The 12,967-nt window shown below is 67.0% G+C and carries 15 protein-coding genes; 6 read left to right on the top strand and 9 right to left on the bottom strand.

Going from position 1 to position 12,967, the window contains the following annotated elements; translation table 11 throughout:
* The first annotated feature begins 78 nt into the window (after window positions 1-78).
* Window positions 79-315 carry a hypothetical protein gene (locus FBZ90_RS15450; RefSeq protein ID WP_145733562.1) on the top strand — a complete coding sequence of 79 codons (237 nt, stop codon included), beginning with the start codon at window positions 79-81 and terminating at the stop codon, window positions 313-315.
* 66 nt (window positions 316-381) lie between these two features.
* Here FBZ90_RS15450 and FBZ90_RS15455 read toward each other — a convergent pair whose 3' ends face one another.
* Window positions 382-792, bottom strand: coding sequence for a PRC-barrel domain-containing protein (locus tag FBZ90_RS15455; protein WP_211102065.1), 411 nt, complete (start codon window positions 790-792; stop codon window positions 382-384).
* 212 nt (window positions 793-1,004) lie between these two features.
* A complete protein-coding gene (locus FBZ90_RS15460; RefSeq protein ID WP_145733564.1) occupies window positions 1,005-1,607 on the bottom strand; it encodes a sigma-70 family RNA polymerase sigma factor in 603 nt (200 codons plus the stop codon).
* Window positions 1,608-1,982: 375 nt separating this feature from the next.
* Between FBZ90_RS15460 and FBZ90_RS15465 the strand changes: the two genes are divergently transcribed.
* A complete protein-coding gene (locus tag FBZ90_RS15465; RefSeq protein WP_186455827.1) occupies window positions 1,983-2,576 on the top strand; it encodes a sigma factor-like helix-turn-helix DNA-binding protein in 594 nt (197 codons plus the stop codon).
* Between the two features lie 159 nt (window positions 2,577-2,735).
* Window positions 2,736-2,945, top strand: coding sequence for a NepR family anti-sigma factor (locus FBZ90_RS15470; RefSeq protein WP_145733567.1), 210 nt, complete (start codon window positions 2,736-2,738; stop codon window positions 2,943-2,945).
* 31 nt (window positions 2,946-2,976) lie between these two features.
* Here FBZ90_RS15470 and FBZ90_RS15475 read toward each other — a convergent pair whose 3' ends face one another.
* The 7 genes from FBZ90_RS15475 to FBZ90_RS27850 all read right to left on the bottom strand — a co-directional run bounded on the left by FBZ90_RS15475 (window position 2,977) and on the right by FBZ90_RS27850 (window position 9,289).
* A complete protein-coding gene (locus FBZ90_RS15475) occupies window positions 2,977-5,163 on the bottom strand; it encodes a catalase (protein ID WP_246130436.1) in 2,187 nt (728 codons plus the stop codon).
* A gap of 101 nt (window positions 5,164-5,264) precedes the next feature.
* A complete protein-coding gene (locus tag FBZ90_RS15480) occupies window positions 5,265-6,335 on the bottom strand; it encodes a DNA topoisomerase IB (protein WP_145733569.1) in 1,071 nt (356 codons plus the stop codon).
* On the bottom strand, window positions 6,332-6,631 hold the full coding sequence (locus FBZ90_RS15485; RefSeq protein WP_145733570.1) for a PQ-loop repeat-containing protein: 300 nt from the start codon (window positions 6,629-6,631) through the stop codon (window positions 6,332-6,334). Before FBZ90_RS15485 ends, FBZ90_RS15480 begins: the two co-directional genes overlap by 4 nt.
* Window positions 6,624-7,220 (bottom strand): diguanylate cyclase, encoded by a 597-nt coding sequence (locus tag FBZ90_RS15490; RefSeq protein WP_145733571.1) that lies wholly within the window; start codon window positions 7,218-7,220, stop codon window positions 6,624-6,626. Before FBZ90_RS15490 ends, FBZ90_RS15485 begins: the two co-directional genes overlap by 8 nt.
* Complete coding sequence (gene ligD, locus FBZ90_RS15495; RefSeq protein WP_186455828.1) at window positions 7,217-8,197, bottom strand: non-homologous end-joining DNA ligase; 981 nt, start codon at window positions 8,195-8,197, stop codon at window positions 7,217-7,219. The genes FBZ90_RS15490 and ligD overlap by 4 nt, the downstream gene beginning before the upstream one ends.
* Complete coding sequence (locus FBZ90_RS15500) at window positions 8,194-9,114, bottom strand: DUF72 domain-containing protein (RefSeq protein ID WP_145733572.1); 921 nt, start codon at window positions 9,112-9,114, stop codon at window positions 8,194-8,196. The genes ligD and FBZ90_RS15500 overlap by 4 nt, the downstream gene beginning before the upstream one ends.
* Window positions 9,115-9,139: 25 nt before the next feature.
* Window positions 9,140-9,289 (bottom strand): hypothetical protein, encoded by a 150-nt coding sequence (locus FBZ90_RS27850; protein ID WP_186455829.1) that lies wholly within the window; start codon window positions 9,287-9,289, stop codon window positions 9,140-9,142.
* Window positions 9,290-9,531: 242 nt separating this feature from the next.
* On the opposite strand from FBZ90_RS27850, the gene FBZ90_RS15505 reads away from it, so the two are divergent.
* The 3 genes from FBZ90_RS15505 to FBZ90_RS15515 all read left to right on the top strand — a co-directional run bounded on the left by FBZ90_RS15505 (window position 9,532) and on the right by FBZ90_RS15515 (window position 12,947).
* Window positions 9,532-10,137: a biliverdin-producing heme oxygenase gene (locus FBZ90_RS15505; protein ID WP_186455830.1), complete on the top strand. Its 606-nt coding sequence runs from the start codon at window positions 9,532-9,534 to the stop codon at window positions 10,135-10,137.
* A 139-nt stretch (window positions 10,138-10,276) separates the two neighbouring features.
* Window positions 10,277-12,517, top strand: a complete 2,241-nt coding sequence (locus tag FBZ90_RS15510; RefSeq protein ID WP_145733639.1) for an ATP-binding protein — start codon at window positions 10,277-10,279, stop codon at window positions 12,515-12,517.
* Window positions 12,504-12,947 (top strand): response regulator, encoded by a 444-nt coding sequence (locus tag FBZ90_RS15515; protein ID WP_145733574.1) that lies wholly within the window; start codon window positions 12,504-12,506, stop codon window positions 12,945-12,947. The genes FBZ90_RS15510 and FBZ90_RS15515 overlap by 14 nt, the downstream gene beginning before the upstream one ends.
* The last annotated feature ends 20 nt before the right edge of the window (window positions 12,948-12,967 follow it).

Consider the following 12,967-nt stretch of genomic DNA (forward strand, 5'->3'; position numbering starts at 1 on the left):
GCGGTTTTCACCATCACGGCAGGATAGGCCCCATCGCGGGATCCGCCCGCCGCAAGACACATTGAATGGAGGAAGGCCATGGCCTCTTACGCGCCGCCCAGCGAACCGCCCCTGTCTCCGCCGCGCCCCCGCCCCCGAACCAAGCTCGAGCAATTGGCGGAGGGCGCCTATCACGGCACGGGCGAGGCCCCCCCGCCACGCCGACAGGCAGAAAGCGGCCTGGGGACCAAGCTGACCGATATCCTGACCAGCGCCCCGGTGGCCTACACCGCCTTCGGCGTTGTCCTCGGCTTCATTTTCGGCCGGCGGAGCTGAATGCGTACGACAAAGGCCCGCGGGGGCGTTCCCCGCGGGCCTTCGCCTTTGCCAAGATGGCTATGCTCAGCTCTTGGCGTAATGGAAGGCCGGCTGCTTCATCAGCACGTCCTTGTTGCCGCCGGGCAATTCCACCCTGTCGTCAGTGACCTGCAGGGCGCTGTAGGGGACCGCCACCAGGCGATCACCGACGCCCAGGAAGCCGCCCACCGACAGGATGGCATACGGCACGCTGTCCTTCTGCGAGATGATCAGGTCATCGACAGTGCCGACGGTGTCGTTCTGGTCGTTCACGACCTTGGCGCCGACGATCTTGGATGACCGATGGCCCGTGGCCACGTTGGCCACGTCAACCTTGGTGGTCGCGATGCGTTGCGTGGTGCCCTGCGCCAACGACGGCGCGGCGGGCAGGACCAAAGCGCCACCCAGGGCGGACATGCCGAGCGCGGCGGCCAGATACAGGTTCGCGCGTTTCATGGTAACTCCTCCGATTGTGCGGGCCTTGCCCGAGGCGCCCGTCGAGCTGCTCGAGAGGCTCCGCCAGGTTGTTGGAAGGCGGCTGCTAACCGCCTGAACAACCACCGGAAGCGGCCATGGTTCCACTCTGGCGCCGTATTGGCGCCACCGCCTCGCAATCGCCCCCCACAATCGCCCAAGACATTAACGCGCGATCACTCGCCTGACCGGCATCAATGCCGGGTCCATTGCGTGGTGGAGGTCGCGTCGGCCCCGGCCGGCAGGCTGGTGCCGCTCAACGGGACAACCCGGTTGGGCAGGCCCATGAGGCCGGCCAGCTTGGTGCGCGCCCGGTTCACCCGGCTCTTGATGGTGCCCAGGGCGCAGCCGCAGATCTCCGCCGCCTCTTCATAGCTGACGCCAGCGCCGCCCACCAGGATCAGGGCTTCACGTTGGTCTTCCGGCAAGGATGCCAGGGCGGCCTTGAGCTCCCGGCCGGCGATGCCCCATTCCTGCGCGGGCTCCATCATGAGCCGCGCGGTATGGAAACCATCGGGGTCGGCCACCTCGCGCTGGCGGCGCTTGGCGATGGAATAGTGGCGATTGCGCAGGATGGTGAACAACCAGGCGCGCAGGTTGGTGCCGGGGGTGAACTGGTCCGCGTGCGACCAAGCCCGGACAACGCAATCCTGCACCAGGTCGTCGGTATCGGCGGCGTTGCTGGTCAGTGAGCGGGCGAAGGCCCGCAGGGCCGGCAACAGGCGCAAAACTTCGTCGCGGAATTCCGGAGCGTGCGGGCCCGCTGCCGGGCTCGCCGACAATAAATCAGATGGCATATTATGCCCCCTATCGGGATTCTCCCAAGAAAACCAAATTTCTCAGGAATCGGATAGATGAGGTCGTCAGGACGATTAGGTGTATCGCCCCACGTTCTGTGACGTGCAGGGCAACAATAGACCTTTAAGACTGGGGCGTCTCTGGCTTTTCCGGGAGGGGACCGGACGCCTCTATTTTTCCACCTTTGCGTATTTGTCTTAGGCGAAAGCGCCTATACCAAACGAATTCACTATGGCGTGCGCCGTATCAGGCGCGCCGGGGAAAGTTCCGGCCCGAGGAAACTTTCCCCGCCATCGCCGGGTTGGGACGTCGACAGCTGGCCATCGCGATCAACACGCCGTCGAAGACCAACATAAACAGGAGAGACGCCGGTCATGCCCCCGCATCGCATCCCCCCCACCGCTTCCATGCCCACCGCTCCGAAACCCACTGCTGCCGTTCCGACCGAGACCGCGGCGGAAATGATCTCGTCCCAACTTCCCTACCTGCGCCGCTACGCCCGCGCCCTAACCGGCAGCGGCGCCAGCGGCGACGCCTATGTCCGCATGGTGCTGGAGACGCTGGTGCAGGATGGCGTGGCGATCCTGGGGCCGGATGTGGACCGCGTGGCCCTGTTCCGTCTGTTCCACCGCATCTACGCCGGGGGCCATCTGGAACTGGGCGACGAGGCCCCCGAGGCGCAGACCTTGGCGCCCGGCGGGTTGCTGCGCGCCTTGCCCTGTGAACGGCGCGAGGCCCTGCTGCTGACGGCGGTGGAGGGCTTCCTGACGGCAGAGGCGGCCTGGATCCTGGGGCTGTCGCAGGAAGCGGTGGACCGCGAAATCGACCTGGCCCGCGAGGCCTTCCGCGATAGCCTGCGGTCGGGTGTGCTGAGGCTGGAGGATGACATGACCATGAGGCTTCCCGATGCCGTCGTCGCGGCCTCCCCGCTGGCCGGGGGCAGTGGAATGGCCGCCAACGTGCATTAAGGCCCAACGTGGATTAAAGTAGCGCATGGGCGCCGGGCGGCGACTCCAGGCATGGACACCGCCGCCGGCCCCCGCTGGCATCGCTTGGCTGCCATGGGGCGGAGGGCGCACCAGCCAACAAGGCCGCCAAGCAGGGGGCCACGACTGAAGGGGTCCCTCATGACCAAGCCGCCCAAGCCCCCCCATGGCGCGCCGCAAGGCAAACGTCCGCTGCTGACCGCCGGTACCCGGCCAATGCCACCTGGGCCGCACGACGCGTTGGAGCGGTCGTTGCGTGAGATGTTCGAGGACGAGGCGGGCGAGCCCGTCCCCCAACACCTTCTGGACCTGGTCGACCGGCTGGACACGCACAAGAAGCGCAAACACTGAAGCCGGGCGGGGCGGTCCCGCAAAGCGGCCCTCAAGCTGGCACCAGCCTGACATCACGCTGGGGAAAGCGATGACGGCGTAACGCCTCCACGAACAGCGTCAGCATTTCCTCAAGCGCTTCCCCGGTGATGACACCTTGTTCCTTCACCAGCGTCGGCAAGTGGGCGGCGGCGAGCACGCCCTCGCCCGCGTCGATGGCGGCGATGGGCTTGCCGTGCAGGAAGGCTTCATTGATGAAATGGCGGGTGTGGCCCATCTCCCCCATGGCGCTGGCCAGCCCCCCACCCAGGACGATGACGCCGTCATAAAGGACGGAAGCGGCGTTGGGTGCCGCCCGGGTGACCGGCACGGGGTTGCCATCGCCGCCGGTGATGGTGCCGGCGACTGGGGCCACAACCTCCACAATCGCCTCCTCATCCATCAGGGTTTCCTGGATGATGCTGAGCTGTTCCGCCTCCACGCCAGCGTCGACCAGCACGGCCACCTTGCGACCGCGGATGTCCTCGGCCCGACGATCCTGGCTGAGCGCGGGGGAGCGTCCAACGTCGGGCACGGATGGCGGATGCGGCTTGGCGCCGGCCAGGGATAAGCCTGTACGGGCGGAAACCGCCTGGGCGAGATCCGGGGCGATATTGCCCAGGATGTCGTCCATCACCCGCTGGCGCACCAGGGAATCGGTGCACTGGTTCAATTCAAAGGAAAAGGCGGCGGCGATGTGATCCTGCTCCCAGGTCGACATGCTGTTCCAGAACAGGGCGGCCTGGCTGAAATGGTCGCCGAAACTGGCGCTGCGGACGCGGACCTTGGCACCATCCACCTTCTCCGCATAGCTGCGGAAGGCGTCGGCGGCCTCGGGCGACTGCATGGGGCAGCCATGGGCCAGGCTGTTGGGGAAGTAAGCAACCCGGCCCTTGTCGATCTGACGGCGGCCCATGCCGTCACGCTGGTTGTTGTCCACCGGCTGCAAGGGCCGGTTGATCGGCAGTTCCGCGAAGTTGGGGCCCACCCGCCGCAATTGGGTGTCGAGGTAAGAGAACAGGCGCCCCTGCAGCAGCGGATCGTTGGTGAAGTCGATGCCCGGGACGACATGGCCGACATGGAAGGCGACCTGTTCCGTCTCGGCGAAGAAGTTTCCCGGGTTGGCCGTCAGGGTCATGAGGCCGACGCGCCGAACCGGCACCACCTCTTCCGGGATGATCTTGGTGGGGTCCAGGATGTCGACGCCATACTCGAACTCATCCTCCTCCTCGATCACCTGCAGGCCAAGCTCCCATTGGGGAAAGTCACCGCGCTCAATGGCGTCGAACAGGTCGCGGCGGTGGAAGTCGGGGTCTTTGCCGGCCGTCTTCTGCGCCTCGTCCCACACCAGGCTGAAGACGCCCTTCAGCGGCTTCCAATGGAACTTGACGAAGCGCGCCCTCCCCTCGGCATTGACCAGGCGGAAGGTGTGGACGCCGAAGCCTTCCATGGTGGCGTAGCTGCGGGGAATGGCGCGGTCGCTCATCAGCCACATCAGCATGTGGGCCGATTCCGGGGTGAGGGACACGAAGTCCCAGAAGGTGTCGTGGGCGGACTGGGCCTGCGGTATCTCGTTATGCGGTTCCGGTTTCACCGCGTGGATGAGGTCGGGGAACTTGATGGCGTCCTGGATGAAGAAGACCGGCATGTTGTTGCCCACCAGGTCCCACACCCCTTCCTCGGTATAGAACTTCACGGCGAAGCCCCGGACGTCCCGCACCGTGTCGGCCGACCCGCGCGAACCGGCCACGGTGGAAAAGCGCACGAACACCGGCGTTTCCTTGGCCGAGTCCTGGAACGGCGCCGCGGTCGTGAGGTCGGTCAGGGGCTCGTAGACCTGGAACACCCCATGGGCGCCAGCGCCACGGGCGTGCACCACCCTCTCGGGAATGCGCTCATGGTCGAAATGGGTGATCTTTTCCCGCAGGTGAAAGTCTTCCATCAGCGTCGGTCCGCGCGGCCCGGCGCGCAGGGAGTTCTGGTCGTCGCTGACCTTGAGGCCCTGGTTGGTGGTCAGGGCAACGCCGGCCTCATGGGTATCCGCCGCCAAGTCCCGCTGTTTGGCGGTGTCGCCGCCAACGAAGGGCACGCCGGGCATCGCGGGTTTGCCGGCCGCCGGCTGAAAGGGGGCGTCCGGCGTGGGGCTGGGCGTGGGCGGCAAGGGACGCACGGGCATGTCATCGAAGCGGGTGTCGGACATGGGGTGTCTTCTCCAGGGCGAAGCGGGAAGCGGGACGGGGAAAGTGGCGCGGGCCGGATCGACGGGCGGGACGACGCTGGCCCCCAACCCCCTGGCAACGCTCAGGTTCCCATCTCCCGCGTCTTTTCCGCCCGGCGCAGCACCGTGAGCACCGCGCCCTCGGCCGGCGACAGTCCGGGCGGCCCGTCCCGCCGCAGACGCAGATGGAAGCGGCCCGCCAGGTAATCGTCCATGATCACGGGGTGGACATAGCATTGGCGGCAGATGGCCACCGTATTGCCCAGCCGCGCGGCCACCCGCTTCAAGGCCGCAGTCACCATGCGGCGGCCATGGGTGGGACTGGTGGGTGGCGGGCTGTCGCTCAGCGCCAGCGCCATCATCACCGTGCCCGCCCAGGTGCGGAAGTCCTTGGCCGTGATGCCGCCCTCTGCGCGGGCCCCCTTTGCGTGGCCAGATGACGCGCCCGACGGCCCGGACGTCGCATCGCGAAGGTAGTCGTTCACGTCGGCGGAACTGACCTCCCGCCGGTGGCCGTCGCCATCCAGGTACTGGAACAGGGCCTGCCCCGGCAATTCCTGGCAGGCCTTGACGATGCGCGCCACCCGCCGGTCGGTCACCTTCAGGCGCCATATCTTGCCGCTTTTGCCCTTGAAGTCGAACCGCAGGGCCGATTTCTCGACACTGACATGGGCGGCGTGCAGGGTGGTCAGGCCATAGCTCTGGTTGGTGCGGGCATAGTCGGCGTTGCCCACACGGATCAAGGTGGTGCCCAACAGGTGGACGATGGTGGCCAGAACCTTGTCACGGGGCAGGCCGGGCAGCGTCAAATCCGCCGCGACGCGTTCGCGGATGCGCGGCAACTGCCGGGCGAAGTCGATGAGGTGATGGAATTTGGCGCCATCCCGGGCTTGGCGGAAGGCGGGATGGTACATGTACTGCTTGCGCCCCTTGGCATCCCGGCCCGTGGCCTGGAGGTGGCCATAAGGATCGGGGCAGATCCACACGTCGGTCCAGGCGGGCGGGATCACCAGCGCCTTGATGCGGGCGCGCAACGCCGGGTCCCGCACCGTGCCGCCATCCGGCAGGCGATAGCGAAAGCCCGTGCCGCATTTCACGCGGCGGATGCCAGGTTCGCTGTCGCCGACATAGACCAGGCCCGCCCCGTCGCTCATTCAGCGGCCTCGGGCCGTTTCCCGGACCGTTCGATCCCGCGGCGTTGAAGAAGGTAAAGCCCCTGTCCCACGATGGCGGTGGCCAGGATCACGGCATTGGTGGTGACGAACACCCAGTTGCCCAACGCCCATGAATAGACGACGAAGCCGATGGAGGTGGCGATCTGCCCGGCGAACAGCCACGGCGACACACCCTTGGTGGAGCGTTCCCGCCACTGCGTCCGGATCTGGCCGGCCAGGGTCAGGAACAGCACAACGGCCGCCGCCCAGCCGATCATGTCCACCGCCTCAGGCATGCCTTTTGCCCTCCGCCGGCCGGCGCGCGGGCACAAGGCGGCCGCCCGCGGCGCGCCATCCGCGCACCAGCTCCTCCACATAGGGCAGGAACTCCACCATGAAGGCGGCGCCGAGTATGGTGGCGACATAGCCCACGGGCAGATCGCCCAGCGTCCACCTCAGGGCGAACCGCGCCGGTTCCGGGCCCAGCCCCACCAAGGCCAGCGCCTGCTGCCAGTGCAAGGTGCCCACCAAGATCAAGGCCATCAGCGGCACCAGTTCCAGGAAACTGTGCACATGCTGCTCGATGGGTGAGACGTGCCGCCGGGTGACGGCATAGCTGACGTCCCATAGCGCCGTCGCCTCATGCGCCAGGAAGCCCACGACCATGAGGGCGATGACCAGGGCGTTGATTTCCAGGAACAGGCACGCCAGCAGAGGCACCGCCACCTCGCTGAACATCAGCAGATGCAACAGCGATTCCTTGGCGCCGGTGGTGTGCTGGATGTCGGTGGCGCGATGGCACAGCCAGTCGGCCAGGCCCGCCATGAACCACAAGGGGACGATGCCGTACATCAGCACGGCCAGGGTGACCGCTTCATGGCTCATGAGCTGTAGGCCCCCGCCCCCACCTTCACGCCCAGCACGCGACAGGCACCAGCTCCCAGATCCTGCCGCATCTCGAAATATCGGGCCCAGGGATCGGGCCGGCGCATCAGGGCCGGGGCGTCGGCCGTGGTGTAGATGTCGGCCCGTTCCGCCGCCGCCAATTCCTCCCACGTCACGGGGCAGGCGATGGGAGTACCGCCACCCGCCCGCGCCGGCTTGGCCCGGGGGGAATAGGGTGCTACAGCGGAGGCTCCGCGCGCGTTGCGAAAATGATCGATGAAGATTCGACCCTGACGGCGCGCCTTGCTCATGGTGGCGACGTAGGCGTCGGGCCGCGCCTCAACCAGCTGTTCGGCCACCGCCTTGGCGAAGGCGGACACCACCGGCCACTGCCGCCGCCCGCCCCCGGCACCCGGCCCCAGCGGGGCGACGACGTGGACGCCCTTGCCCCCCGTCAGCAGGGGGAAGCTGGCGAGGTCCAGGGCGGCCAAGACGTCCCGCACGGCCACCGCCGCGGCCTTGACCTCGCTGAAGGGCAGGTCGGGATCGGGATCCAGGTCGAACACCAGGCGGTCCGGGGACTCCAGCTTACGCGCCTGGCTGCCCCAGAGGTGCAGTTCCAGCACGCCGATCTGGGCCGCCGCAACCAGTCCGTCGACATCGGTCAGGTAGACATAGTTGATGGCCCGCCCGTCCTTCTCCTTCACCAGCTTGCGGCGCCATTGCACCGGCGTGCCGACGGTGGCATGGCGCTGGAAGAAGCAGGCCTGCGCCGTTCCTTCGGGACAGCGCAGCAGGCTGAGAAGGCGGCCGGCAACCAAGGGCAACATGCGGGCCGACACCGCCCTCATGTAAGTGGCCAAGCCCTGCTTGGTAAGGTGGGACACCGGGTCCAACACACGGTCGGCGTGCGTCAGCGTTACCGGCGAACGCGCCTCAGCCGGCACCGTGTCCTTGACGGGGTCGTCATGGTTCATGCGTCCCTCCCCTCACTGCTCCCGGCGCCTGGCTTCAGGCGATCAACAAGGGCCCGGGCATCGTCGGGGGCCCGCAACTTGTCGGTGTTGTCGAAATAGAGGAAGACGTCGCGGGGAGACGGGTGGGCGTCCGCCGGGGGCTCGACATAATCGCGCGGCCCATAATCGCCCGGCGCCAGCGGCCGGCCCGCCGTCCAGGCCTTGACCCGCCGCGCCCATCGGTCCAGCTCATCCTCCCCATAACCGCTGCGATAAAGCTCGCTGGACCCGTGCAGGCGGCAATAGACGAAGTCGGCGGTCAGGTCCATCAGGCGCGGCCATTCGACCGTGTCGGCGCACACCAATGCCACGCCGTGGCGACGCAACAGATCCGTGAACGCCGGATCGCGGAAGCTGTCATGGCGGATTTCGACCGCATGGCGCAGTCGGCGATGGGGGCCGGGCCGCATCCAGGCGCGGGCCTTCAGGTTGGCATCATGGCGCTGGGCCAAATCCGCGGCGTGCTCGGTGTCGCGGGGCAGCAGCGCCAGGAAATCATCCAGCAAGGCGGCATCAAACCGGAAGCTGGGCGGGAACTGCCATAGGATGGGCCCCAGCTTGTCCTCCAGCCGAAGCAGCCCGGAGGCGAGGAAATTGGCCAGCGGCGCCAGGGGTTCCCTCAAGCGGCGGATGTGCGTGATGTAGCGGGGCGCCTTGACGGCGAAAACGAAGCCCGACGGCGTTTCAGCCGCCCATCGGGCGAAGACGTCCGGCTTTTGCAGGCCATAGAAGGTGCCGTTGATCTCTATGCTGCGAAAGACGCCACTGGCGTATTCCAGCGCGCGCCGTTGCGGCAGGTCCGGCGGATAAAAGGCCCCGCGCCACGGGGCATAGGTCCAGCCAGAAATACCGATGCGAATATCCGTCGGGATCGCCATGATGCCGCACGCCCTCGCCGCCCCCCTACCACCACTTCCCCAGCCACCAGGCCAGGACGAAAGCGATGATCACCAAGGCCAGGCTGGTCAGCAGCACGGCCAAGACCGGCCGTCCCAGCGTCGCCCCCCGCGCCTCACGGGCGGACAGGACGACATGATCTTTCTTGCGTTCCATTGGGGGAATCCTCCATGGCGGCCCGCGGCGGGACCCAGGTCACGGATACAGCAACCCCGGGACTGCGCGGTGGGTTCCTCGCGGGAATGGCCGCGTGAAGGCGACCAACCTCCACCCAAGAGAATAGGCCGACCACCGGCGCCCCCGGCCGGAGGTTTACCTTTGATAGCCGGTCGCTGTATTGAAATCCCGGCACCGGGCGTTATGTGACTTTTGGTGTTTGAACAGTGAAAGGGACGCCTGTGACGGAATTCAGAGAGGTGCTGCGCGCCGGCACGGCGGCGTGCCACGCCGCCCTGGATCAGCAGTTCGCCGGCCTGGATATCCGCCACCTGCCGGACTACACCCTGCTGCTGAAGGCCCAGCATCCCGCCTTGCGTGCCGTGGAACTGAGCCTTGAAGCCGCAGGTGTGGACGCCATCCTGCCCGACTGGCCCGAACGGCGCCGCCGGCACGCCCTTGTGGCGGATCTGGCGGCGCTGGAAGCATGGGGCGATCCGCCGGCCATCCTGGTGGAGACACCCACAATCCGCTGCCGGGCCGAAGCCCTGGGGCACCTGTACGTGCTGGAAGGATCGCGGTTGGGGGGTGAGGTGCTGTTGCGCCGGGCCCTGGCTGGCGGCGACCCACGCATACCGCTTGCCACCCGCTTTCTGGCCCACGGCCGGGGACGGCCGTATTGGCGCGACTTCCTGGCGCTGTTGAACGCGGAGCCGTCGGACCCAACCCGTCAGGCGCAGGCCGTGGAGGCCGCGATCCTGTCCTTCGGTTTATTCCAGAAGGCGGGCGAGCAGGCCCTGTACCATTATGAGGCTAGCCATGACCGCCGTCGGGTGTCAGAAAACTGAGCCGCGTCCGGCAATTGACTTAAATACTCGCAGTGCGTGCGGTCAGTGGCCGTGCGGACAGATGGGATAACCCGTGGTCACGTCACACAATCCAGGACAGGGCGAAAACGGCAGGGCGGTGGATTCCCCGTCCCCGTCCGTGCCTCTGGTTCCCCAGGAATTGCTGGACCAGTGCGCCCGGGAACCCATCCGCATCCCCGGCGGCATCCAGCCGCATGGCGCGGTGGCCGTGTTTCGGCCGGCCGACCTGGTCCTGGTGCAGGCCAGCGCCAACCTCGGCGCCATCCTCGACCGTCCCGTCGCCCTTGACGGCAGCCAGACGCTGGGTGACCTGGTGGGCCCGGGATCAGCATTGGAAGGGGATGTCGGCCGCTGGCTCGCCGGCGCGGAAACCGGCTTCCTTGAGCAATACCAGATCGACGGCCGGACCTTCCATGTCACCGGCCAGCAGGTCGCGCAAGGTGTGATCCTGGAGTTCGAGGCCTTCGATGAGGCGGAGCGGGCCCGCAACGCCAGCCTGAACCAACTGCTGCGCAATTTCCTGGACAGGTCCGACGGGCTGACCACGGTGGCGGACATCTGCGCCGGCGTGGCAGCGGAGGTGCGGGCCCTCACCGGCTTCAACCGGGTCATGGTCTACCGTTTCGACGAGGACTGGAACGGCACGGTCATCGCGGAGAATGGCGACGGCACCCTGCCCTCCTACCTCGACCTGCGCTTTCCGGCGTCCGACATACCGGCCCAGGCGCGCGAGCTGTACCGGCTGAACCGGCTCCGCCTCATTCCCACGGCAACATATGCGCCCATTCCGTTGGTGCCAGCCTTGTGCCCGGCGGACGGCGCGCCGTTGGACATGAGTTTCGTGGCGTTGCGCAGCGTGTCGCCCGTGCATCTGGAATACATGCGCAACATGGGCACCGCGGCCTCGCTGTCCATATCCATCGTCATCGATGGCCGACTGTGGGGCTTGATCTCCTGCCACCATGCCCAGCCCCGCTACATCGGCCCGCCCATCCGCGCCGCCTGCGACTTCCTTGGGCGCATCGTGGCGCAGCAGATCGCGGCGCGGGAACGGGCGGCGGAAATCGACGAGCGGCTGAGGCTGAAATCCATAGAAACGGAATTGGTGGCCCATCTGGCGCGGGCACCGGCCTTCCAGGCGGGCCTGGTGGATTGCGCGCCCCAGTGGCTGGCCTTGACCAACAGCGCCGGCGCGGCCGTGGTTACCGACGGCATCGTGCTGTCCACCGGCAAGGCGCCCCCCATCCAGAGCATCCTCGCCCTGGCCGACTGGCTGCGGACCCGAAACATCGAGCAACTCTATTCCACCAGCAGCCTGGCGGCGGACTGGCCGCCGGGCGCGGAGATCGCGGACGTGGCCAGCGGCGTCATCGCCGTGCCCATCTCCCGCATCCATGCCAGCTTCATCTTCTGGTTCCGGCCCGAGGTGGTGGAGACGGTGCGCTGGGGCGGCGACCCCCGCGCCAGCAAGACCGTGGATGTCGCCGGGCGGCTGCATCCCCGCCTGTCGTTCGAGGCGTGGAAGCAAGAGGTGCGGCAACGGGCCCAGCCCTGGCGCCCGGCCGAGCTGTTGAGCGCCGCCGACTTCCGGGGCGCCATCGTCAACTTCGTGCTGCAGCGGGCGGAGGAACGCGCCCAACTGACGGAGGAGCTGCAGCGGTCCAACAAGGAGCTGGAGGCATTCTCCTACTCCATCTCCCATGACCTGCGGGCCCCGTTCCGCCATATCGCCGGCTATGCCGAGCTGTTGGGGGAGGAGGAGCCGGCGCTAAAGGCGCTGTCCCGCCATTACCTGGACGGCATCATCGCCGCCGCCCTGTCGGCGGGCCAGTTGGTGGACGACCTGCTGCACTTCTCGCAACTGGGCCGCACCAGCCTGAAGATGACGCGCATCGACATGGCGAAGGTGGTGACCGAAATCCGCCGCAGCCTGGACATCGACGAACGGCAGCGCCAGGTGGAATGGAGCATCGGCGCCCTGCCCACCGCCTGGGGGGATCCCACGCTGGTGCGCCAGGCCTTGTTCAATCTGGTGGAGAACGCCGCGAAATACAGTCGCGGCGCCAACCCGCCCCGCATCAAGATATGGGGACAAGAGCGGGCCGCCGATGTCCTGTACTGCGTGGAGGACAACGGCGTGGGATTCGACATGAACTATGCCGGCAAACTGTTCCAGGTTTTCCAGCGATTGCACAGGCAGGAGGATTTCGAGGGGACGGGCATCGGCCTGGCGCTGACCAAGCGCATCATCGACCGGCACGGCGGCACGCTGGAAGCCAAAGGCGCGGTCGGCCAAGGCGCCACCTTCAGCTTCACCCTGCCGAAACGCCAGACAGGAGGAAACCGTGGCATCGCTTAGACCCATCCTTCTGGTCGAGGACAATCCCGCCGACGTGGAACTGACCCTCGCCGCCCTCAGGAAAACGCAGCTGGCCAATGAAATCATCGTGGCCCGCGATGGGGTGGAGGCGCTGGAGTACATCTTCAGCGAAGGCCAGTACGCGGACCGTGAGCCGGGCGCGCCCGCCGTGGTCCTACTCGACCTCAAACTGCCCAAGGTCGATGGGCTGGAGGTGCTGGAGAAGGTGAAATCCCACCCCAAGCACCGGGCCACCCCCATCGTGATGCTGACCTCCTCCCGCGAGGAAAGCGATGTCGTCCGCAGCTATCATTACGGCGTGAATTCGTTCGTGGTGAAGCCGGTCGACTTCAAGGCCTTTTTCGAAGCGATCCGCGACCTAGGTATCTTCTGGGCGGTGCTGAACGAGCCCGTGCCTGGAGATTTTTAGTGTCGGAACCCGCGGAAAAG

Origin of the sequence: Nitrospirillum pindoramense (genome assembly GCF_007827955.1) — a bacterium.
Taxonomy (GTDB): Bacteria; Pseudomonadota; Alphaproteobacteria; order Azospirillales; family Azospirillaceae; genus Nitrospirillum; species Nitrospirillum amazonense_B.